We start from the raw sequence: 22,157 nt of genomic DNA, 5'->3' as shown, positions 1-22,157 counted from the left end.
AAAAGCCTTCCGCCGCGTCGCCCATCTGGCCAGAAGGGGCCAATCGCGCCAGTGTCGCGCACCTTGCCTGTGTCGGAGGATCGAATGAACTGGGGGCAGCTGCTCGTCGGACTGGGATTTATCTGCGGCACGCTGATCGCGGCGCAGGGGGCAATCAATGGCCGGCTGGCGAGCGGGGTTGGTGGGCCGCTGCAGGCAGCCTTCATTTCCTTCTCTATCGGCTGGCTCGCCCTGCTCGCGGTGAACATCGCCCTTGGCTACAAAATACCGAGCATCAGCCAGACCCTGACCGTGCCCGCCTGGGCGTGGATAGGAGGGCTGATCGGCGCAATCATGGTGGCGAGCTCTGCGACGGCGGTGCCGCGCATCGGTGTGGCCGCATGGGTCAGCGCCGTCATCGCGGGCCAGCTGACCGCGGCGGTTCTATACGACCAGTTCGGCGCATTCGGGCAAGCCGTGCGCCCCGCGACGCCATTGAGACTCGTCGGTATCGGCTTTCTGGTGCTGGGCGTGTATCTTGTGCGGCGCTTCTAGCTGGCGAGCCCGATCAGCGCGCGGGGATCCGGGCAGAGTTGCAGCCACTGAGACGCCTCGCTCTTCCAGCAAACACCGGGGAAGTCGCCAGATTTTCCGAGCATGTCCAGCATGACCTGGAAATGGAGATGGGGTGCCCACCCGCCATTCACGCTGCTGTCTCCAAGATGCGCAATTTCTTGCCCAGCCTCCACTCTATCGCCGGGCTGGAGTGTATCGAGAAGGCTCGGGTCGAGGTGGCCGTAGAGGGTGTAGAAACAGAGGCCTGGTTCGACATCGTGCTGCAGGATGAGCGTCGGCCCATAGTCCTTCTCATTGTCGTTGCGCTGCAGGTTGTGCACCTGTCCATCCAGCGGTGCGAACACGGGTGCACCTGCTGCGGTAAACACATCAAGGCCGAGATGAAGCGTGCGTGGCTCATCGCCTGGCGGATTGAAGATCGGGGTGTCGTAGATGGCGCGGTCTTCGCCATAGCCCCCATGTAGTACGCCGCCGTCCGCCGGTATCCAGCCGATGGGCAGGTCGCTCCAGCCGCGCGCGGCAAGTCCAGCCTTGTCGAGCGGCAGCGTGCCTTCAGCAGACAGGCCGCGCATTGGCGGGGTCGCCCGCGGTGAGGTGGCGAGCCAAGCATCATAGCGCTTTCGCAGGTCGCTCAGCGCCGCTGGGAAAATGGTCTTAGCGTTCATCTTGTCTTTCCAGCGGCCAGCCATGATGGACGGGGCCGTGCCCTTTCCCGAAGCCCTTGGCCTCTGCAATTGCGCGGTGGAGATAGTCGCGCGCGGCTTCGACGGCGTTCTGCGTGTCGTCACCAAGCGCGATGCGGGCGGAGATGGCGCTCGCCAGCGTGCATCCGGTCCCGTGTGTGGAGGTCGTATCGATGCGAGCGCTTTCAAAAATCCATTCGCCGTGGACGGTCTGGAGCACGTCAATGACGGGATTGCCCGGAATATGTCCGCCCTTCACAAGAGCACCTTGAGCGCCCCGTTTCAGGAGGGCTTCAGCGGCGCGGCGCTGGCCGTTCACACCGTCCACGGACTTGCCGGTCAGGATTTCTGCCTCTGGCGCGTTTGGCGTGACGAGGGCGGCACCCGGCACGAGAAGGGAGGCGATGCTTTCCACAGCCCGCCTATCGACCAGCCTGTCACCGGATGTCGCCACCATGACAGGGTCGATAATGCGCGGCGTTTCTTTCGCCTGCTCATCGAGTGTCTCTGCAGCGTGTTCAACGAGGTCTGCGTGCCCGAGCATACCTGTTTTGATTGCATCTGCGCCAATATCGGCGAGGCAGACTTTCATCTGAGCGATGACAGTGCTGACCGGGATGGGGTGCACATCATGCACACCCGTCGTGTCCTGCACGGTGATGGCCGTGACGGCGGTCATCGCATAGCCGCCCATCGCCATGATGGCCTTGATGTCGGCCTGTATGCCTGCGCCGCCGCCGGAATCGGAGCCTGCAATGACCAGAACGCGCCCAGACTTATTTTCGGTTTCAGTCGTCATCCTGCTGGAATAGACGCTATGGCCCGGCTGGAAAAGCGGGGTTTCAGCAGACGCGTATTACCAGGGGTCGGCTGGCGCCTCGACAGGCTGGGAGAGGTCAAACTCCACCCGGAAGAAGCGTTCGGGTCGCTTCAGTTCATAGGCGAACATGTCCTGATCCGGATGGATTTCCATCGCCCAGACATTCGTTTTCGAGACAGGAATCTCTTCAGCGTCGAAGAGGTCCTTGGTGCGCTGGTCTGCTGGAAATTCCTGCCGCGTCGCATCGGAGACATTGGAGGCCTTGCCGCCATACATTGTCAGCGCGTCCGGCGTGCCATCTTCATGCGTGTGCCGGTGACGAAGTGCGATGCGGCCATCTTCGCCGAGCGCGAGCAGCCACATGCGCGAATGGTCTTCGCCGACATGAAGCGGAATGCGGGCCGCCGTCGCGGTGCAATAATCGAAATCCGCGATCACGGCCTGCGAGGCCCATTCGGCATCCTGAGGGTCATCACTGACCACCCGGCCGAGATACGCGTTCCCGCAATAGGGCTCGAGGCTGGCCAGGAATGCGTCGCCGCCAAGCTCGGCCGGGGCTTCCTGCTGACAGGCGGCCAGAAGAAGGGCGGCACCGGGAATTGCGAATCTCAAAAACATGAGGCGCAGCCTATATGGGCTGCGCCTCTTTGCAATGCTTAAGCGATTGGCCGGGATCAGGCCGGTTCTGGCTCGCCGCCCGGTTCGTCACCCCGGTTCTTGCGGCGCTTGCCGATGACCGGCACAGCAGAGGCTGGGCCTTGCGGCTCGTCCGGTTCATCCGGGCGGGTTGGCGGCTTGCCATTGAGGAGGTCGTTCAGCTCTTCGCCGGTGAGCGTTTCGTATTCGAGCAGTCCTTCAGCGATCGCCGTCCACTGATCCTTGTAGTCGGTCATGATGCGGCGTGCCTCATCCTTACCGTGCTGGATCAGCTTGCGGACCTCTTCCTCAATACGCTTGGAAGTTTCTTCCGAGACGTGGTTCGGGCGCGAATATGGGTCGCTATTGTCGGAATAATCGACAGGACCGATCTCGTCCGACAGGCCATAGCTCGTCACCATGGCGCGCGCGATGCGGGTCGCCATCTGGATGTCAGACGAGGCGCCGGAGGTCACAGCATCCTCACCGAAAGCAAGTTCCTCGGCGACGCGACCGCCCATGAGGACTGCCAGTCTGGAGGTCATCTCCTGACGGGTCTGCGAGTACTTGTCGTCCTCAGGCAGCTGCATGACCATGCCGAGCGCGCGGCCGCGCGGAATGATCGTTGCCTTGTGGACCGGGTCGGTCGCCGGCATTTTCAGGCTGACGATTGCGTGACCTGCCTCGTGATAGGCGGTCAGGCGCTTTTCCTTGTCCGACATGACCATGGAGCGCTTTTCGGGGCCCATGAGGACCTTGTCCTTGGCGTCCTCAAACTCCTGCATGGCGACGACACGCTTGCCGCGCCGGGCTGCGAGCAGGGCCGCCTCATTGACGAGGTTCGCGAGGTCAGCACCGGAGAAGCCCGGCGTACCGCGTGCGATCACCTTCGGCTCGACGTCCTTGGCGAGCGGCACGTTGCGCATGTGAACTTTCAGAATGCGCTCACGGCCCATGATGTCCGGATTGTTGACGGTGACCTGACGGTCGAAACGGCCAGGGCGCAGCAGCGCCGGGTCGAGCACGTCAGGACGGTTCGTCGCGGCGATGATGATGATGCCCTCATTGGACTCAAAGCCATCCATCTCGACGAGGAGTTGGTTGAGCGTCTGTTCGCGCTCATCATTACCGCCGCCAATGCCTGCACCGCGTGAGCGGCCGACCGCATCGATTTCGTCGATGAAGATGATGCATGGAGCGTTGCGCTTGGCCTGCTCGAACATATCGCGCACGCGGCTCGCGCCGACACCCACGAACATTTCGACAAAGTCCGAACCGGAAATCGTGAAGAATGGCACACCAGCCTCGCCTGCAACGGCGCGAGCGATAAGCGTCTTACCGGTGCCCGGAGGGCCGATAAGCAGAGCGCCCTTCGGGATCTTGCCGCCAAGGCGCTGGAAGCGTGACGGGTCCTTCAGGAACTCGACGACTTCCTGCAGCTCTTCCTTGGCTTCATCAACGCCAGCGACGTCATCAAACGTCACGCGGCCGTGCTTTTCGGTCAGCATGCGAGCACGCGATTTGCCAAAGCTCATGGCGCCGCGGCCACCGCCGCCGCCCTGCATCTGACGCATCAGGAACAGGAAGAGGCCGAGGATGAGGATCAGCGGAAGCAGGTTGAGGAGGAGACCGCCAAGGCTGAAGCCGCTCTCTGCGTCTTCATTAACGGTGACGCCCTGATCGGCAAACCAGGTCGATGCCTCGATATTGGTCGGCAGCTTCTCAGCGTAATAAGTGTCGCCGCCACTGGTCTGGGCGGTGATGCGGTCATTCGTGACGGTCACTTCAGCGAGCTGGCCTTCAGTTGCCATTTGGCGAAGGTCGGAAATCGGCACCTTCTCCGCATTCGACGCGACAGATGAGCCCTGCATGGCGATCATCATGGCCACGACGAGAGCAGCAATCAGTCCCCAGACAGCGAGATTACGCATGTTCATAGTTTGGATCCGTCTGTTGGTCTCAATCTTCTGGACCCTAACATAGGCAGCCGCACAACGGAAAACGACTCAATTAGCAGTAATCTGGGCGCATTTTGTCGCGCTCGCGCTGCTCTTGGGCAGGTGCGAAACGAAACGAAGCGCCTACTCGACGCTTGTGCTGGCCCGCACTAGTCTTGTGACAAGCGGGGGCGCGAATGGAAAAATCTATGAAAGACATCCTGAAGGTCTATGGCCCGCTGGCGTTGCTTGTCGCGATCAGCATCTGGGTCGCGCTTGCGCTGATCGACCCGGCGCCGCCATCGCGCGTTACCTTCGCCGCAGGTAATTCAGGCGGCGCATACTATGCCCTCGCGCAGGAATATGCCGACAGGCTGGCCGAGAGCGATGTCGAAGTCGAAATACTGGAAACACGCGGCTCGCTTGAGAATATCGAGCTGCTCCGGTCGGGCCGGGCAGGGATGGGCTTCGTGCAGGGCGGGCTTGCGACTGACGCTGACCGTGAAGTTCTGAACTCACTTGCCGGCATGTTTCATGAGCCGTTCTGGGTCTTCGTCCGGGCCGAAGTTGGGATTGAGGGCTTTGGCGGCCTGCGGGATGTCCGCTTTGCGATCGGTCCGGAAGGCTCGGGCACGCGGGCGCTGGCGCTCCAGATGCAGGACGCCTGGGGCGGCGACTGGCCCTCATCTGCGCAAAGCATAGAAAGCGGGCAGGCCGCCGCGAGCGCACTTCTGGCGGGCGATATCGATGCTGCTGCGTTCTCCGCCTCAATGAACGCGCCCTATGTCCAGCGCCTCATAGAGGAGCCGGGTATCGCGCTTCTGCCGTTCGACCGGGCGCCTGCACTGGCCCGTCGTACGCGCGCACTCGACCCGGTCACACTCTATCGCGGAATTGTTGATCTGGAGGCTGACATACCGTCCGCCGATGTGCCGCTGATTGCTTCTGTCGCGCAGCTCGCCATTCGAGAGGATCTGCATCCGGCCATCCAGTCACTGCTGCTCGAAGCGTCCGAAGACATCCATGCTGGCAATAGCGCCTTCGCGAATGCCGGTGAGTTTCCCGCCCCTGAACTTGTCGACATGCCACTGTCGAGCGAGGCTGAGCGCTTCTGGAAAAACGGCCCGTCTTTCCTGCGAAATTACTTCTCGTTCCAGATTGCGAACTTCCTTGAGCGCGCCTGGGTTTTCCTGATTCCGCTCATCACGCTGCTCATCCCGCTCATCCGCGTTGCGCCGCCAATCTATCGCTGGCGTGTGCGCCGCAAGATCTATGTCTGGTATTCAGATCTGAGAGAGCTTGAGGCGCGCGGACGCGAAGCCTCGAACGATGAGGCGCGCGACAAGGTGCTGGATGAGCTGTCAGAGCTTCAAAAGGAGGTCGGTGAGCTGGATGTGCCGCTGTCCTACACCGAAGAGGTGTATCACCTGCGCAGCCACATCGCCTTTGTCCGCAATCTGGTGAAAGGGCTTTACGCAAGGGATGCCGGGGAAGAGGCACGCCACACCGCCTAGTGCGGAGCACTGCAAGCGGTATCAGGCTTCGGCCTGCTGCTCCAGCGCTTCACGGCGCTTCTCTGCGGCAGACTTCTTCACGCTTTCAGAGCGCAGCTGGCCGCAGGCAGCGAAGATGTCGCGGCCCCGCGGGGTGCGGATCGGGGAGGCATAACCGGCCCGGTTCACGACTTCGGCGAAGTTCTCGATCGTTTCCCAGTCCGAGCACTCATAGGGGCTGCCCGGCCACGGATTGAACGGGATGAGGTTAATCTTCGCAGGCACGCCCTTCAGCAGCTTCACGAGATCACGCGCTTCGGCCAGCGAGTCGTTGACGCCTTTCAGCATGACGTATTCGAACGTCACCCGTTTGGAGTTGCCAAGGTCGGGATAGGCGCGGATCGCTTCGAACAGGGTCTGCAGATCATACTTCTTGTTGATCGGTACGATTTCATTGCGCAGGTCATCGCGGACCGCGTGCAGCGAGATGGCGAGCATGGCGCCTGTGCGCTCACCCAGTTCCGGAATCTTCGGCGCTACGCCTGCGGTCGACACGGTGATCCGGCGGCGGCCGAGCGCGATGCCGTCGCCATCCGAAATCGTGTCGATGGCCTCAGCCACATTATCGAGATTGTAGAGCGGCTCACCCATGCCCATGAACACGATATTGGTGAGCTTGCGGTTCTCGTTCGAGGACGGCCATTCCGACAGCTCATCACGCGCGATGAGGACCTGGCTGACAATTTCCTGCGCGGTCAGGTTCCGCACCAGCTTCTGTGTGCCGGTGTGGCAGAAGGTGCAGTTCAGCGTGCAGCCGACCTGGCTCGACACGCACAGCGCGCCGGAGCGGCCAACATCAGGGATGAAGACGCTTTCGCCTTCTACGCCTGGCTGGAAACGGGTCAGCCATTTCTGCGTGCCGTCGACCGAGACCTTGTGTTCAGCGATTTCCGGGCGGGTCAGGATGTATTTCTCCGCCAGCTCCGCGCGCAGTTCCTTGGCAATATCGGTCATGCCGGAAAAGTCCTGCACGCCGAAATGGTGAATCCAGCGGCGCAGCTGCTTGGCGCGCATCCCCGCTTTTTTCGGGTCGAGGCCAAGGGCTTCCATCTCTGCTTTCAGGGCAGGGATGGACAGGCCAGCCAGCGATTTGGCCGAACTAGCGCTTGCATTGACGCCGCGTGAAAGGTCCAGAACATGTTTCATCGACGCCGCACATAGCACGTCCTGCCTGATAATCTAAGCAGATGAGGACAGGTTTGCTGCGGCGCATCACGACAGAGGGCCACAAAGGCTCCGTGGGAGGAAAATATGGCTGACGGAACACCCGGAATCGATTTCGATCCAGACAAGCTGCGCGAACGCTATCGCGCAGAACGCGACAAGCGCCTGCGCGATGACGCAAACGAGCAATATGTCGAGATCAAGGGCGAATATGCCGGCTATGTCGAAGACCCTTACATCGACGAAAAGATCGACCGCGCGCCACTCAGCGATGAGATAGACATCATCGTCGTTGGTGGTGGTTTTGGCGGGCTGCTCGCGGGGGCGAGGCTTCGTGAGGCGGGCCTCAAGAACATTCGCATGATCGAGAAAGGCGGCGACTTCGGCGGCACTTGGTACTGGAATCGCTATCCGGGCGCGGCCTGCGATATCGAAAGCTATATCTACCTGCCCCTGCTGGAAGAGACCGGCTTCATGCCGAAGGAAAAGTACACGCCCGCCAAGGAAATCCTTGAGCACAGTGCGCGTATCGCCCGCCATTATGACCTCTATGACGACGTGCTTTTCCAGACCGAAGTCACAGCCATGAACTGGGACGAAGCGTCTAAGCGCTGGATCGTCGAGACCAATCGCGGTGACGCCATGAAGGCGCGCTATGTCATCATGTCGAACGGACCGCTCCATCGTCCAAAGCTGCCGGGCATTCCGGGTATCGAGACCTTCAAGGGTCACACCTTCCACACAAGCCGGTGGGATTACGACTATACGGGCGGCGGGCCGGAAGGCGGTCTCGACAAGCTTGCAGACAAGCGCGTCGGTATCATCGGCACCGGCGCGACCGCTGTTCAGTGCGTGCCGCATCTGGGGGCAGGCGCGAAGGAGCTCTTCGTCTTCCAGCGGACGCCAAGCTCAATCGATGTCCGCGACAACAAGCCGACCGATCAGGACTGGGCCAAATCGCTGGAGCCGGGCTGGCAGAAGAAGCGCATGGATAATTTCAATATCCTTGTCTCCGGCGGCTATCAGGCTGAAGACTTGGTTCAGGATGGCTGGACCGACATCATCCGTAATCTTCTTTTCATCGCCAGCAAGCAGGACGGCAAACAGCTGACCGCCAAGGAACTGGAAGAGATTGGCGAACTGGCTGATTTCAAGAAGATGGAGTCCATCCGGGCACGCGTCGATGATGTGATCGCGGACAGCAAGACAGCGGACGCGCTGAAGCCATGGTATCGCCAGTTCTGCAAGCGCCCATGTTTCCATGACGACTATCTTGCGACCTTCAACCGGGACAGCGTCCACCTTATCGATACGGACGGCAAAGGCGTAGAGCGGATCACCGAAAAGGGCGTCGTTGTCGCTGGCAAAGAGTATGAAATCGATTGCCTGATCTATGCGACCGGGTTCGAGGTCGGCACCAGCTATACCCGCCGGTCGGGCTATGAGCTCTATGGCCGGGGCGGCAAATCACTCTCAGAAGCCTGGGAAGGCGGCGTTGAAAGCCTGCACGGCATGTTCGTGCGTGATTTCCCGAACGTGTTCGTGATGGGCGGCGCGCAGGCCGCCTTTACCGCGAACTATCCACACCAGCTGGATGAGCAGGCCGTGCATCTTGGCTACATCCTGTCACGTGCCTTCGATGAGGGCATCGTGCAGATCGAGCCGGAAAAAGACGCGCAAGCCAACTGGGTGGAGACCATCATTTCCAAGGCCCAAATGCGCGAGAAATTTCTCGCGGAATGCACGCCCGGCTACTACAATAATGAAGGTCAGATCGCCGCGCGCGCGCGCCAGAATTCATTCTATGGCGGCGGATCGATGGAGTATTTCTCGATCCTCAAATCATGGCGCGAGACGGGCGACATGGCCGGGCTCGAGGTGCAGCGGGAAACCGCGACGGCCTGATCAGGCCTCAGCGTGCTATCGGCAAAGCGAGGAGGCCTTGTCGATAGCTGCCGCCGATCCCGACAGGGAGAAGTGGTAGGAGACTTGCGTGTTGCGCGAGGAGACCGCCTCTACGTGCAACTCGCTGCCGCGGCGCAGCGCGTCCACGATCTGTGAATCGTCCCGGTCCTGCGCAAAGGCCTCGCCGCCCACACCGTAAAGTGTCCAGCCAGACCGTCCGACGCTGGCGCGTGCAGGAAGGTCTGCGCGAAGGTCATAGCCGACTTTCAGGCTCGGCTGGCTGCGTGCCTTGCCCGATGCCCAGTTGGATACGAAGAACCAGACATCGCCGTGATTGGCCGATTGCGGTGCCTTGTCGGTGGCCTCGGTCGCCGCGTAGCAGAGCTTCTCGCCGCCAACCTGCTCTGTGAAGACTGTCCAGTCGTCATAGCGTCCTATCGCTGTGGGCGCTGCCAGGGCGGCTGGAATGGCGACGGCGGCGCAAAGTGCGGCGGTTGCGGCAAAACGGATCATGGTGAGCGTCTGGTCTGTTATTATTTCGTGAGAAACTTCGGTTGAGGCAGCTTATTTGCCTAAAGGTTAAGGCGGAATTTTGACGGATGATCGATCACAGATTCGTTAGAAGCGCGATCAATGGTTGCATAAGTTGTAACAAACACAGACAATAGGTGTGCTGTTGCAAACGGATGTAACTTTGTCTGTCGCTCGCCTTGATCAAGTCGATAATCCTCGCTCGCTCCACGCTGATTGCATGAAGCGCATCTCAGAGCGTAGTGACCGGCGTGCGTTCGGAACCTTGTTCGAGTTCTTCGGCCCCCGCCTGAAATCCTACTTGCTGCGCATGGGGGCGGATGACGCTCAGGCCGAGGAGATCGTACAGGACGTCATGCTGACCGTGTGGCGCAAGGCGGGGCAGTTCGATCCAGAGCAAGCCTCCGTGTCCACCTGGATCTTCCGGATTGCCCGCAATCGCCAGATTGACCTCTTCAGGCGCTCATCGAAGCCCGACCTCTCCCCTGAAGAAACGATGCTTCAACCGGCCGCCGAACAGGCGCCGTTCGAAACACTTTCGCAGGCCCAGCTTCAGGCAGAGGTGCGCGAAAAGCTGAACATTCTTCCGGCAGAGCAGCTGGAGCTTCTGAAGGCCGCTTTCTATGACGGCATGTCTCATGCCGAGATTGCCGAACGCTACGGCATTCCCCTGGGGACGGTGAAGTCCCGCATCCGCCTTGCTTTTGACAAGCTGCGGGGTGTCCTGTCACGCGAATAAGCCGCGCGGTGCACACGCTCTGCCCGTAACTTCTTGACCTTGTTCACGCCTGCTCAATATCCGTTTGAGTATAAGGCGCCCGATAGAAGGGCAGAGAGAGGATTTCAAACGTTTGAAGGAAGCCACGCCACAGCTGTCGGATATCTACGCGGCATACGCGGCTGGAACGCTCAGTCCGCCTTTCAGGCTGCTTGTCGAAACGCAGGCGGCGATCCGCTCTGACATTCGCGACAAGGTCAATCAGGCAGAAGCCCTCTCGGGTATTTTTCTGGAACAGGAAACGCCCAGCATGCTTGCGCCCAACGCGTTTGAGCGAACCCTCCGGGCGATTGATGATCTTGAAGATCAAGTCGATGCCAAGGACGCGGCAAAACTCGCCAGCGAGCGCCTTTCTGAATTGCTGGACCTGCCGGAACCCCTTCGGGAGAAAGCTCTGGAGTCCTGCATGCGTGGCGGCTGGAAGCGAATGACGAGCGGCGTCAAAAGGCTTGAAATCGGGACCCGTTCAGGTGGTCATGTCTACCTTTATCGCATTGAACCCGGCGCAACTGTGCCGAGCCACTCGCATTTCGGCGATGAGCTGACGCTTGTGGTCCAGGGCGGTTTCTCTGATGAGGTCGGCAGTTACGGGCCCGGCGACATCTGTCTGAAAACACCGTCAGACACACACGCACCGGTCGGTGACGATGACGGCATCTGTCTTGCGCTTGCGGTGAGCGAAGGCGGTATGGAGTTCAAGGGGATGCTGGGCATCCTGCAGAAAGTCTTCACGCGCCGCACACATTAGAGGGCGAGCAGCTCAGGACGGCTTGCCAAAATTCAGAACTTCGAATTTGCGCGTCTCGAAAACCTTGAGCACTGTCTTGATATCGTGCCCGCGTTTGAGCACCTGCCCCTGGTTCCCATAAACGACAAAAGCGCCCTGGCGATTGCGAAGCTCGGGGACTTTCTCGATTAGCCAGGTCGGCGCTTCGGCGTGACGCCTGAAGATCGCGAACACGGCGTGGTCTTCATGCATCCCGATAGCGTAGTCCTTGGCCTGCCCGGCCATGACCATCTTGCCGTAAACATCGAGAATGGCCGACATTTCGGTGCGGTGAAACGCGATTTTTGGGGACTTGTCGAACTGTAAGGGTGTAATGCTAGCCATGCGCGCTCTAACGTTACTCTGCCTGCTGCGTTCATTCTGTCGTATTTGTAATCAGATTGACAGGTTTTAGCCGCAATCCGGCCTTGCCGCAGACACCGATTGAATACACCTTGCAATGGTCGGATGACGGTGTCCAGCAGGTTTCCCGGACCCATCAGCCCCCCCAGCCCCCCGGGGCTCCTGTTACCGTTGTCCGACAGCTTCCCCTTCACAACCAAAAGATCCTTGAGCAGCCTCCATCAGGTCTGCGGTTTCCGCATTACGACTCTGGAAAACTGACGCGTGTCTGATTAGTCAGTCTCCAGCGCGGTGCTACAGGACCAGTGATGCTCGAATTGAAGCAGCTTTCAAAGTCGTTCGGCGGGCGGACAGCTGTTGAGTCCATGAGCTTCAGCCTGAACAAGGGCGAAGTTCTGGGCTTTCTCGGTCAGAATGGCGCGGGCAAATCCACGACAATGCGTATGGCGGCCGGCGTTATTGAGCCGGACAAAGGCGACGTGATCGTGGCGGGCCATTCGATCGTGTCCAACCGGCGTGAAGCGCAGAGGCGCCTCGGCTTTCTGCCAGAAGGCGCGCCGCTCTATCCGGATATGACGCCGCTCGACTTTCTGAACTTTCTCTGTTCGGCGCACCGCATTTGGCGCAGCGATTGCCGCAGCGCGGTTGAGCGGGTGATCGCCGACGCGCGCATCGCCGATGTGATGTCCAAGCGGATCTCCACCCTCTCTAAAGGTTATCGCCGCCGGGTCGGGCTGGCAGGCGCGCTGATCCATGATCCGGACGTGCTGATCCTCGATGAGCCGACGGACGGACTGGACCCGATCCAGAAGCGGGCAGTGCGCGCGCTGATCTCTCGTATGGCGAAGGACAAGGCCATCGTCATTTCAACGCACACGCTGGAAGAAGTGCCGGCAATGTGCAACCGCGTGATCGTTATCGATCAGGGCAAACTCATTGCAGACAGTTCGCCGGAAGAAATGGCAAAGCGCCGCAAGGGCGGTCTCGAAGAGGCGTTTATCGACCTCGTCTCCAAGAAGGAGGCTGCGAGCAATGAAGGCTGAGCTGCGCGATATCCTGACGAGCATTCGCGCGAGTTATCTGAGAGAGCTGCGCGCCTATTTCGCGACGCCGCTCGCCTATGTGTTCGTCGCCATCTTCCTGATGCTGGTCGGCGTGTTCACCTGGGAGGCGTCCCGCTTCTTTGATACCGGCCTCGCCGATCTCCAGCCATTCTTCTACTGGCACCCCTGGCTCTACATGATCTTCCTGCCCGCGCTTTCCATGCGCCTCTGGGCAGATGAGATCGCCTACAGCACGTCAGAGCTTCTCTTCTCGCTGCCAGTCAGCCTGTTCGGCCTTGCGACCGGTAAGCTGCTGGCGGCGTGGAATGTCGCAGCGCTGTCGCTCGTCCTGACCTTTCCGATGTGGATCACGGTGAACTATCTCGGCGCCCCTGATAATGGTGCCATCGCGATCACTTATCTGACCAGCCTGCTCATGGCGGGCGCGTATCTTTCGATCGGCGCAGCGATGTCCTCGCTCTTTTCCAGCCAGGTGTTGGCCTATATCGCAGGCATCCTCGTGGCGTTTGTCTTTACTGCCGCTGGCTGGCCCATGCTGGTGGGCGCGATCTCTGGCCTTCTCGGTGCGGCAGCAGGTGACCTCGTCGCGCAGTTTTCCTTCCTCACCTATTTCGAGACGGCCCAGCGCGGCGTGCTGGAGCTTCGCGCGCTTCTCTACTTTGGCGGCGTGATCCTCGCCTGGCTGTCGCTGAACACGATCTGGGTGGCCAACAAGAGGGCGTTCGCAGGATGACACCGCGCGCTTTCCTCCCCGCCGCTACGGCGCTGATCCTCGCGATCTTCATTGCCGCGACGCTGATCATCTATCCGCTGACACGTCCGGCGCGGGTAGACTTCACGCAGAACGCGCTTTTCACCCTGTCGCCAGAGACGAGGTCAGTGCTCGATACGCTTGAGGAGCCGATAGAGCTCACCTTCGTCTATACCCGCCAGGTCGGGCAGGATTATCCGCAAGTGCGGGCCTATGCGGCGCGCGTGCGCGAACTGCTCGACAGCTATTCAGCTGTCGCGGGCGCCAATCTCAAAGTCACGGAAATCGATCCCAAGCCGTTCTCGGAAGCTGAAGATCAGGCGCTGGCCGCTGGCATCGATGCGGTCGATACAGAAGGCGACGATCCGCTCTATTTCGGCATCATTGGCCAGAACACCGTCGATGAACAACGCGTCCTCGCCTTCCTTGCGCCAGAGCGCGAGGAGACGCTCGAATACGACCTCACCCGCCTCATCGCCCGCCTCGACCGTCCTGACCCGCCCAAGATCGGCCTCCTGACGACGCTTCCGGGTATGGGCGCGGATGGCGCAGAGGGCGGTTACACGCTGCTGCAGGAGATGGAGCGCTCTTTTGATGTCGAGCCGGTGGCGGGCGACTTCTATGCGCTGCCGGAAGATCTCGACGCGCTCATCATGATCCACCCGCCAGAGCTGACGGAATGGCAGAGCTGGGTGATCGACCAGTTCATCCTGCGCACGGGCCGCGTGGTCATGCTGGTCGATGCGGCTGCCAAGACATCACCAGAGCCGCCGAGCCGCCGGGTGGAGCGGCGCATCCGCTCTGACCTTGGCCGCTTTGGACCGGTCTGGGGCGTGACGCTTGCTGAAAAGGCCATCGCTGACACGGAAACCGCGCTCCCCATACAGGCCCCGACCGGAAGCGGGCGGACCGGCATCATCCGCCATCCGCTCTATCTGTCGACCCCGCCATCGATGATGTCACAAGACAGCATTTTGACAGCGCCCCTGTCGCGGTCCGTCAATTTTGCCTCGTCTGGCGCACTTGTGCTCGATGAGGCCTCTCCGATTGACAAGGAAGTGCTGATCGAGACAGGCACCGGCCCATCCTGGATCGATCCGGAAACCGCGATGACGGATATCGGCGTGGAAGAGACGCTTGCGCTTTATGAACCAACCGAAGGCGCTCGCGCGCTCGGGGTACGCGTCCATGGCACGCTGGTCTCAGCCTTTCCTGATGGACGCCCGGAGCCGGTCCTGCCCGAAGACCCTGTCATGGCCCAGTTTGCGTCGGAGGCGATTGAGCAGGCACAGCCGCACATTTCCTCGAGCGAGCGTGAAGCGGAAATCCTCATCCTCGCAGACGCAGACCTCGTTGATGATGGCCTCTATATCGACATGCAGCGCCAGAGCGCCTTTGCAGACAACGGGGCGCTCATCATGAATGCGCTCGACATGATGTCCGGCAATGCCAATCTGCTCAGCCTTCGGGCGCGTGCATCTTCCCGCCGCACGATGACGCGTGTCGAAGCGATGCGGGATGAGGCGCAGGCCCGTTTCTTTGAGGAACAGGCCCAGCTCGAATCCCAGCTCGCTGAATCCGAAGCGCGCCTGCAGGAACTGCTTCAGATCGATAGCCGCGACAGCGCACTGCTCGACAGTGCCACCGGCGCCAGCCTCTCGGCGGAACAGCAAGAGGAACTCGCCCAGCTTCGCAGCGAAGTTCTCGCTACCCGTGAGCGCCTGCGCTCCATCGAGCGTGACTTCAGGCGAGACATTGATGGTCTCGAAGGCTGGCTGAAATTCATCAACATCTTCGCAGGCGCGATCCTCATCGGCGCGGTTGGCTGCTTTGTCTGGTGGCGGCGGAGGAAGTCGCCGGCATGAGCAGACGTCTTGATCGCAAGCGTTCCGTTCTGGTTCAGCGGCTGTCGATTGCGGCAGCCTCGCTCTGGATCATCCTCATCCTGTTTGCTGTCTTCAATGCGGATGGCCGCTCGACCAGCCCGAGGACGGGCAACCCGGTCCTGTCGAACTTCTCTGCAATCAAGGGCGACGTCGCGCGCATCACCATCACCGATCAGGACGTAACCTATAATCTCGTCAAACGGGATGATGCCTGGCTCATGGAAGAGTCGGGCGCGTACCCGGTCCGTGAAGACAGGCTCAACACGCTTCTCGAAGGTCTCGAAACCCTGAGCTGGGGGGAGCGTCGCACTTCGAACCCTGAGCGGCTTTCCTTGCTCGCGCTTGGGGATCCGCGCGAAGAAGGCAATGGCACACTGATTGAGCTTTTCTCCGGCGATGGCGCGAGGGTCGCCGAAGTCATCACCGGTCGGCGCAATGAATACACCTATGCCCGCATGCCGGATGAGACGATTGCCTTCCGGGTGCGCGGTGACCTGCCACCACTCCGCACCCGTGAGGCATGGCTTGATCTCGACATCATGTCGATTGAGCCATCGGCGGTCTCCGCTGTGCGCATTACCGGCCGGGGCGGAAACTCCGTCTACCTGTCCCGCCCAGCGGGCAGCGATGCACGTAGCTTCCGGCCTGCGCCGCCCTATCAGGATTTCGAAGTCTCCAATCCGCTGGCGGTATCGGCCACTGCGCTTGCCATCACGCGGCTCGCCCCCATCGACGTGAAGTCTGCAGAGGCCCTCAGTGGCCGCGCCGTGTCGCGCCATATCAGCGAGACGTTTGACGGACTCGAGATCGACCTGCGTGCCTGGCGTGAGACGGACGGATACTGGGTGACCTTGCGCGCGATTGAGGCAGGGGAGGGCGCTCGCCGTGCGCGCACCATAAATGAGCGTGCCGAGCCTTATGCGTTCAAGCTGACTGAATATGACTGGCGCGAGTTCACCCCGTCCGTGAGTGAGCTTGTGGCTCGCCCCACGCCGGAAGAGACCAGCGCGCCGCTGCCACCGGCCGACTTCCAGCCCTAGTCGCGGGCGCGCGAGACGATTGCAAACCGCAGGAGCGGTGCGATCAGGTCTACTGCGAGGCGCTCAAGCGGGCCGCTAGCATGCTTCCTGAAATAATAGACGAGGCTGTCAGCCTTGTAGCCCGCCACGCGCTTGGCCGGGGCTTCGGACGTTGCGCCGTAATGCAGGGCGCCGGCATGCGGCGTATACATCGTAATGCCGCCCGCCTCGGAGGCGCGCCTGCAGATATCGACGTCCTCAACATGCATGAAGAAGCCCTCATCGAAGCCACCGAGCGCAGTGAAATCCTTCGCGGAAATCAGCATGAGCGCGCCTGACACGGCACCAACCGGGACAGGCCCTTTTGGTGGCGGCGTGCGCTCCAGCGTCCAGGTGTTCCAGCCAGAGAAAGTCGTGAGCGCCCGTAGCAGGGTGAGCTTGCGTCGGCGCGGCCCGCGTACTTCGCGGCCATAGGTGTCGAAGACATTTCCGCCCACCACACAAGGCGAAGGCTGGCCTTCTGCGGCCTGCTGAAGGGCTTCGATACTGCCGCGTTTCAGGATGGCATCGGGATTGATGATGAGAAGGTCGCCCGCCTCGATGCCCGCTGCACCGCGATTGACGCCCGCCCCGAAGCCGATATTGCCGCCGGCATCGATCAGGGTGATGCTCGGACGGCCCTCACAGAATTGCCGGAGCCAGTCCCGCATCGTCTGCGGATTGCCATTGTCGACAATGCGCACTGCATCCACCGCCGGGTCGCTGGCGAGTGCATAGAGGCATTCTTTCAGACTTTGTCCGGTGTGATAGCTGACCACGATGGCGGTGGTCGGGCCTCTCATTTGGTGTCCGGTCTCGCCAGCCCTGTCACGCGGTCAAGCAGGATGACGCCCGCGGACGCCAGCGCAATCGTTGCCCAGAACGCTTCGTTCCAGACGCTGTAAGACAGGCTGAACAGTGCAAAGGAGCCGCCGATAAGGCTGGCAACTGCAAGGCGCGTCGGTATGTCGACATCGCCCGGACGTGGAAGGCGATAAGCAATGATGATGAGCGACGCGATGGCGAGGATCACACCGATGAGACCCGTTTCTGCCCAGATCTGCATGCCCATATTGTGCGGGTGGCCAGGCAGGATGCGATAGACTTCCCAGTCTGCATTATCGCTGCGGCACTTCTGGTCGACTTCGCGCAGGAGTTCCGGCCGGTCGCCAAACGTGTCCCGCCATTCCTTCGACGCTTCGATGCCGTGGCCGGTGATCGGGCGTTCCTTGATTTTCTCCAGTGTCAGATTCCAGGCCCAGACACGCGACTGGACCGAACAGGGCATTGGCATTTCCGTCCGCGTCAGCGCCGCAGCGCCGACACCGAGGATGATCGGCGAGAGCAGAATGAAAGCTGAGATGGCGATCATCAGAACCTTGAAGCCGTAATGCACGAAGATCAGCACAACGCCGATGGAAACGGCCATGCAGATCACGCCCAGAAGCGCGACGTCGGTCCCGATCATCAGGAAGGCAACGAAAGCAACAGTCAGAAGCGCCACGCAAGCGGCGACCGTCGCGCGTCCTGCAAAGGCAGCGGCGAGGCCGATCAAGATGGGCAAGCCGAGCACAAAGGCGTTGGCACTGCGCAGGATGTTCTGCGGCGCTTCCTTCACCCGGTCGCTCATCGGGGCATAGAGGTCGAGCGCGGTCTCCGGCAAGAGGCCCATGGCCAGCGTTACCAGGCCGTGCAGGCACAGCATGCAGCCAACAACGAGAAGCGATTTGCGCCCAGCGCCTTGCGGTATCCGCAGGGCAGCTGCGATGGTGAGCGTGCTGGCGAGCACGGTGAGCAGGATGCGCAGACCGGCGGCATCGACATTCATCGTGCCTTCCGACAGCGCGCCATCAATGATCGTGCCGGTTTCGGCAGACCAGAAACTGCTCGCCGCAGACCAGATGGCCAGGGCGAACAGCGAAATGACAATGAGGTTGATACGACGAAGGGGCGCGAAGAAGGCGGCCGCAATCGCGGTGAGGCCGATCAGGGCCGAATAGCCCTGAGAGCCGAATACTGCGACTGGCAGCCAGAGCACGAATGCTATGGCCAGTATGACGGCAAAGCCTGCCCCGCGCCCCTGAGTCATGTCTATTCGTCTCCAGATCGTTTCAGGTCGGGCGGCGTGGCTTCGGCAGCGATCTTCGAAGCCGCCTCGTCGAGCCCCAGGATTTCCTGACCCTGAGAGCCAAAGCGGCGCAGCGCCACCTTGCGATCATCGGCCTCGCGCTGACCAACGACGGCGATCACAGGAATCTTCCGGAGGGAATGTTCGCGGACCTTGTAGTTGATCTTCTCGTTGCGCGTATCGACTTCGACGCGCAGGCCTGCGGCGCGCAGCGTGCGGGCCGCTTCCTCAGCATACTCGTCGGCGTCCGAGGTGATCGTCGCAACGATCACTTGCGCTGGCGCGAGCCAGAGCGGGAAGGCGCCAGCAAACTCCTCGATCAGGATGCCGATAAACCGCTCCATGGAGCCAAGGATGGCCCGGTGCAGCATCACAGGGCGCTGCTTGGTGCCATCAGACGCCGTGTATTCGGCGCCGAGACGCTCAGGCAGCACATAGTCGAGCTGGAGCGTGCCGCACTGCCAGACGCGGCCAATCGCGTCCGTCAGCTGGAATTCAAGCTTCGGCCCGTAGAAGGCGCCTTCGCCCGGCAGAATCTCACAAGGAAGACCTGCCGCATCGACGGCGTCTTTCAGGCCCTTCTCGGCGCGGTCCCATACCTCGTCGCTACCGGCGCGAACGTCAGGGCGCGTCGAGAGCTTCACGGCAATCTCTTCAAAGCCGAAGTCGCGGTAGACGCTTTCAAGGAGACGGCAGAACTTGATCGACTCCTCGACGATCTGGTCTTCGCGGCAGAAGATGTGCGCGTCGTCCTGCGTAAACTGGCGCACGCGCATGATACCGTGAATGGCGCCGTGCGGCTCATTGCGGTGGCAACAGCCAAACTCCGCCAGACGGATCGGCAGGTCGCGATAGGACTTCTGGCCCTGCTTGAACACCTCGACATGCGCCGGGCAGTTCATCGGCTTCAGCGCCATCAGCTTGGCGTCTTCAGGCACCGAAATTTCGACGCCTTCTTCCCCTTCAGGGATGAAGTCGGGCACGATGAACATATTCTCGCGATACTTGCCCCAGTGGCCGGATTTCTCCCACTGGACAGAGTCCATTAGCTGCGGCGTCTTGATCTCGTCATAGCCCTCAGCGTCGAGCCGGCGGCGCATATAGGCCTCGATCTGGCGCCAGACCGTATAGCCATTGGCGTGCCAGAAGACTGACCCGGCCGCGGCCGTCCCGTCGAGATGGAAAAGGTCCAGCTGTGCACCGATCCGGCGATGGTCACGCTTTTCGGCTTCCTCGATGCGCAGCAGGTGGGCCTTGAGGTCCTTCTCATTGGCCCAGGCCGTACCGTACATGCGCTGGAGCATCTCATTGCGATGGTCACCGCGCCAGTAAGCGCCGGCCAGCTTCATCAGCTTGAACGCCTTGGGCAGTTTGCCCGTCGATGGCAGGTGTGGGCCACGGCAGAGGTCGAACCAGTCGCCCTGCTTGTAGACTGTGATCGGCTCACCCGGCGGGATGATGTCGTCGATGATCTGCGCCTTGTAGTCTTCGCCGATCTTCTTGAACGTCGCGATGGCGTCTTCCTTCGACCAGACTTCCCGGACAATCGGGTAGTCCTGGTCGATGATCTCTTCCATCTTCTTCTCGATGCGCTCGAAATCCTCCGTGGAGAAGGGCTTTTCGCGCGCGAAGTCGTAGTAGAAGCCGTCATCGATCACAGGGCCGATCGTGACCTGCGTATCAGGATACATCTCCTGTACGGCCTGCGCGAGGACGTGCGCGGCGTCGTGCCGGATGAGCTCTAGGCCCTCCTTGTCGCGTGCCGTCACGATGGCAACTTCGGCGTCGCCGTCCAGCGGACGGTTCAGGTCATAGAGTTCCCCGTTCACCTTGGCGGCAAGCGCAGCCTTGGCGAGGGATTTGGAAATGGACTCCGCAACATCGGCCGGGCTTGCCCCGTCCTCATACTGGCGCTGCGATCCATCTGGTAGCGTTACATTGATCATGGATTTGCTTTTCAGTTCGTCTCAGGGCCTGCATCCGGGAAGGGCCGCTCGGTTCTGGCCCAGTCTCCGGCACGCCAGGGCGCCCAGACAGGTATCGTGTCTGCTTTTTCGGGAACAGGATCGTAGCCGCTGGAGCCGCCAGGGCGGCATCGCGACAGCCGGGCCAGTGTCATCCACCCGCCGGTCCACAGACCGTGGCGGGAGACGCATTCAGCGCAATATTCACTGCACGACGGCACATGACGGCACTGCGCTCCAAACACCTGAAAGGCGGGAGACAGCGTCATCTTGTACGTTCTGAGGGCCGCGTGCGCGACCTTCCTGCGTCGTTCAGACATAAGGCTTCATGGCCCGGTTCGTGTTTCGTCGAAAGCGGTTCTAGACGCGTGGACGGCGGCCCTCAACCCGATAAGGCTGCAGGATTTTCTTCCCGGGGCTGCCTCTCGGCTACGGCGGTCACGCTCAGGCCGCCGCAGCCCGCTTAGTTCGCGCTGTTTCGATGGCCGCGCAGGCCGCATCGAAGGCCAGCATCGTCGAGGTGTGACGGGGCGGATAGTCGGCAACGCCCTCTAGGTGGCGAAGCTCTGCAAACCGGCCTTTCGGCGGCTCACCATTGTCTTTCAGCATCGCCTTCAAGGCGTCGCGGGCGGCAAACACATCGTCCACCGGTGCGCCAACAGCGTGCTCGGCAAGGATGGCCGTTGCCGCCTGACCAAGCGCGCAGGCTTTCGGGTCGACGGCAATCGCCTCAACCGTATCGCCGTCTTCGCTGAGACGAATATCGACGCGCACCACAGACCCGCACACACGTGAGACCTTCTCCACCGATGCATCGGCATCGGGAAGCGTCCCCACATGTGGGATATTGGCGGCCAGTTCCAGCACGCGGTTATGATAAAGCTCTGCGCTCATGGCCCCTAGATCGCCCCGAAAGCGCTGAAGATCAAGTAAACTCGGTGAAACCGGTCCCTAGAGGCCAAGGAACGCCATCACGCGCGGCAGGATACGGATGAGCAGCATCGCTGCGCCGACAAGGCTGCCGATTGCGATAATCAGAAGCACGCCGTCACGGGCGGTCAGGGCAAGTCCGAACAGAAGCACTGTCAGGCCGGGCAGGAATGGTCCGAAAGGAACGAGGCCCAGCGGGAAGGTAATGAGCGCCGCGGCGACGCAGGCCAGCGCCACCAGGTTGATAAAAGGCACCCGCGTCAGGAAGGTCAAACGGGGTTTCAGGATCTGATCAACCGCGTGGGCATACTTTTCGATCAGGTGGATGCCACTGACGAGGTGTTTACGCGGAAAGCTGAAATCGAGCGCCCGGCGCGGTAGCCACGGATATTTCAGGCCAAGCACGATCTGCAGCGCAAAAATGAGGGTCACCAGCGCGATAAGCCAGTTCGCCCCCGGCACGATGGAGAGCGGGCTGATCGATATGAAACCCAGCAGCAGGAGGACCGGGCCATAGGCCCGCCGGCCCACCGCATTGAGCAGGTCAGCGATCGTGACGGTTTCGCCCCCGGTCCGCTCTTCAAGCGAGATCAGGAGCGAGCGCAGATTATTTACGTGGCTCATGGCCCCCCAGCTCTCTGGCTCAATACAGTGCACGCCGCCTTTGGTGACCATGACGTGCGAT

22 protein-coding genes are annotated in these 22,157 nt (G+C 61.1%); 9 read left to right on the top strand and 13 right to left on the bottom strand.

Annotation, left to right across the window (positions count from 1 at the left end; translation table 11 throughout):
* The first annotated feature begins 84 nt into the window (after positions 1 to 84).
* Positions 85 to 534 carry a DMT family transporter gene (locus KUV46_04805; protein QYJ01719.1) on the top strand — a complete coding sequence of 150 codons (450 nt, stop codon included), beginning with the start codon at positions 85 to 87 and terminating at the stop codon, positions 532 to 534.
* On the opposite strand, the gene KUV46_04800 is transcribed toward KUV46_04805, so the two are convergent.
* Genes KUV46_04800 through ftsH form a run of 4 tightly spaced genes read right to left on the bottom strand, consistent with a single transcriptional unit; the run spans position 531 to position 4,631 of the window.
* Positions 531 to 1,220 carry a peptidoglycan DD-metalloendopeptidase family protein gene (locus KUV46_04800; GenBank protein ID QYJ01718.1) on the bottom strand — a complete coding sequence of 230 codons (690 nt, stop codon included), beginning with the start codon at positions 1,218 to 1,220 and terminating at the stop codon, positions 531 to 533. The two genes, KUV46_04805 and KUV46_04800, sit on opposite strands and share 4 nt — an antisense overlap.
* The gene (gene thiD, locus KUV46_04795) at positions 1,210 to 2,037 is read right to left on the bottom strand and encodes a bifunctional hydroxymethylpyrimidine kinase/phosphomethylpyrimidine kinase (protein ID QYJ01717.1); all 828 of its coding nucleotides are present in this window, start codon (positions 2,035 to 2,037) and stop codon (positions 1,210 to 1,212) included. Before thiD ends, KUV46_04800 begins: the two co-directional genes overlap by 11 nt.
* 57 nt (positions 2,038 to 2,094) lie before the next feature.
* Positions 2,095 to 2,676, bottom strand: coding sequence for a hypothetical protein (locus KUV46_04790; GenBank protein QYJ01716.1), 582 nt, complete (start codon positions 2,674 to 2,676; stop codon positions 2,095 to 2,097).
* A 56-nt stretch (positions 2,677 to 2,732) separates the two neighbouring features.
* A complete protein-coding gene (ftsH, locus tag KUV46_04785; protein ID QYJ01715.1) occupies positions 2,733 to 4,631 on the bottom strand; it encodes an ATP-dependent zinc metalloprotease FtsH in 1,899 nt (632 codons plus the stop codon).
* 209 nt (positions 4,632 to 4,840) lie between these two features.
* On the opposite strand from ftsH, the gene KUV46_04780 reads away from it, so the two are divergent.
* Positions 4,841 to 6,145 (top strand): ABC transporter substrate-binding protein, encoded by a 1,305-nt coding sequence (locus tag KUV46_04780; GenBank protein QYJ01714.1) that lies wholly within the window; start codon positions 4,841 to 4,843, stop codon positions 6,143 to 6,145.
* A gap of 21 nt (positions 6,146 to 6,166) precedes the next feature.
* Here the strand turns inward: KUV46_04780 and rlmN are convergent, their stop codons facing one another.
* On the bottom strand, positions 6,167 to 7,330 hold the full coding sequence (rlmN, locus tag KUV46_04775) for a 23S rRNA (adenine(2503)-C(2))-methyltransferase RlmN (GenBank protein QYJ01713.1): 1,164 nt from the start codon (positions 7,328 to 7,330) through the stop codon (positions 6,167 to 6,169).
* A gap of 105 nt (positions 7,331 to 7,435) precedes the next feature.
* Here rlmN and KUV46_04770 point away from each other — a divergent pair, with 105 nt between their 5' ends.
* Positions 7,436 to 9,253, top strand: coding sequence for an NAD(P)/FAD-dependent oxidoreductase (locus KUV46_04770; GenBank protein ID QYJ01712.1), 1,818 nt, complete (start codon positions 7,436 to 7,438; stop codon positions 9,251 to 9,253).
* A gap of 15 nt (positions 9,254 to 9,268) precedes the next feature.
* Here the strand turns inward: KUV46_04770 and KUV46_04765 are convergent, their stop codons facing one another.
* Positions 9,269 to 9,766, bottom strand: a complete 498-nt coding sequence (locus tag KUV46_04765) for an invasion associated locus B family protein (protein ID QYJ01711.1) — start codon at positions 9,764 to 9,766, stop codon at positions 9,269 to 9,271.
* 238 nt (positions 9,767 to 10,004) lie between these two features.
* On the opposite strand from KUV46_04765, the gene KUV46_04760 reads away from it, so the two are divergent.
* Positions 10,005 to 10,523 (top strand): sigma-70 family RNA polymerase sigma factor, encoded by a 519-nt coding sequence (locus tag KUV46_04760; GenBank protein QYJ01710.1) that lies wholly within the window; start codon positions 10,005 to 10,007, stop codon positions 10,521 to 10,523.
* A 112-nt stretch (positions 10,524 to 10,635) separates the two neighbouring features.
* On the top strand, positions 10,636 to 11,310 hold the full coding sequence (locus tag KUV46_04755; protein ID QYJ01709.1) for a ChrR family anti-sigma-E factor: 675 nt from the start codon (positions 10,636 to 10,638) through the stop codon (positions 11,308 to 11,310).
* A 12-nt stretch (positions 11,311 to 11,322) separates the two neighbouring features.
* Here KUV46_04755 and KUV46_04750 read toward each other — a convergent pair whose 3' ends face one another.
* The gene (locus KUV46_04750; GenBank protein QYJ01708.1) at positions 11,323 to 11,673 is read right to left on the bottom strand and encodes a DUF2794 domain-containing protein; all 351 of its coding nucleotides are present in this window, start codon (positions 11,671 to 11,673) and stop codon (positions 11,323 to 11,325) included.
* A gap of 326 nt (positions 11,674 to 11,999) precedes the next feature.
* Between KUV46_04750 and KUV46_04745 the strand changes: the two genes are divergently transcribed.
* From KUV46_04745 to KUV46_04730, 4 genes are read left to right on the top strand one after another with little or no spacing between them, the layout of a single operon-like run.
* Complete coding sequence (locus KUV46_04745; GenBank protein ID QYJ01707.1) at positions 12,000 to 12,734, top strand: ABC transporter ATP-binding protein; 735 nt, start codon at positions 12,000 to 12,002, stop codon at positions 12,732 to 12,734.
* Positions 12,724 to 13,488, top strand: a complete 765-nt coding sequence (locus tag KUV46_04740; protein QYJ01706.1) for an ABC transporter permease — start codon at positions 12,724 to 12,726, stop codon at positions 13,486 to 13,488. Before KUV46_04745 ends, KUV46_04740 begins: the two co-directional genes overlap by 11 nt.
* Positions 13,485 to 15,371 (top strand): Gldg family protein, encoded by a 1,887-nt coding sequence (locus KUV46_04735; GenBank protein ID QYJ01705.1) that lies wholly within the window; start codon positions 13,485 to 13,487, stop codon positions 15,369 to 15,371. The genes KUV46_04740 and KUV46_04735 overlap by 4 nt, the downstream gene beginning before the upstream one ends.
* Complete coding sequence (locus tag KUV46_04730) at positions 15,368 to 16,432, top strand: DUF4340 domain-containing protein (protein ID QYJ01704.1); 1,065 nt, start codon at positions 15,368 to 15,370, stop codon at positions 16,430 to 16,432. The genes KUV46_04735 and KUV46_04730 overlap by 4 nt, the downstream gene beginning before the upstream one ends.
* On the opposite strand, the gene KUV46_04725 is transcribed toward KUV46_04730, so the two are convergent.
* The 6 genes from KUV46_04725 to KUV46_04700 all read right to left on the bottom strand — a co-directional run bounded on the left by KUV46_04725 (position 16,429) and on the right by KUV46_04700 (position 22,096).
* Positions 16,429 to 17,253, bottom strand: coding sequence for a glycosyltransferase family 2 protein (locus KUV46_04725; protein ID QYJ01703.1), 825 nt, complete (start codon positions 17,251 to 17,253; stop codon positions 16,429 to 16,431). The two genes, KUV46_04730 and KUV46_04725, sit on opposite strands and share 4 nt — an antisense overlap.
* Entirely contained in the window at positions 17,250 to 18,539 is a 1,290-nt protein-coding gene (locus KUV46_04720) for an O-antigen ligase family protein (GenBank protein ID QYJ01702.1), read from the bottom strand. Before KUV46_04720 ends, KUV46_04725 begins: the two co-directional genes overlap by 4 nt.
* Before the next feature lie 2 nt (positions 18,540 to 18,541).
* Complete coding sequence (gene thrS, locus KUV46_04715) at positions 18,542 to 20,524, bottom strand: threonine--tRNA ligase (GenBank protein QYJ01701.1); 1,983 nt, start codon at positions 20,522 to 20,524, stop codon at positions 18,542 to 18,544.
* Between the two features lie 11 nt (positions 20,525 to 20,535).
* Complete coding sequence (yidD, locus tag KUV46_04710) at positions 20,536 to 20,862, bottom strand: membrane protein insertion efficiency factor YidD (GenBank protein QYJ01700.1); 327 nt, start codon at positions 20,860 to 20,862, stop codon at positions 20,536 to 20,538.
* A gap of 124 nt (positions 20,863 to 20,986) precedes the next feature.
* On the bottom strand, positions 20,987 to 21,436 hold the full coding sequence (locus KUV46_04705) for an iron-sulfur cluster assembly scaffold protein (GenBank protein QYJ01699.1): 450 nt from the start codon (positions 21,434 to 21,436) through the stop codon (positions 20,987 to 20,989).
* Between the two features lie 57 nt (positions 21,437 to 21,493).
* On the bottom strand, positions 21,494 to 22,096 hold the full coding sequence (locus KUV46_04700; GenBank protein ID QYJ01698.1) for an exopolysaccharide biosynthesis protein: 603 nt from the start codon (positions 22,094 to 22,096) through the stop codon (positions 21,494 to 21,496).
* Positions 22,097 to 22,157 lie beyond the last annotated feature (61 nt).

Source organism: Thalassovita mediterranea (genome assembly GCA_019448215.1).
Taxonomy (GTDB): domain Bacteria; phylum Pseudomonadota; class Alphaproteobacteria; order Caulobacterales; family Hyphomonadaceae; genus Henriciella.
The sequence above is the reverse complement of the archived record's forward strand: the minus strand, read 5'-3'. Positions and strand labels throughout refer to the sequence as shown.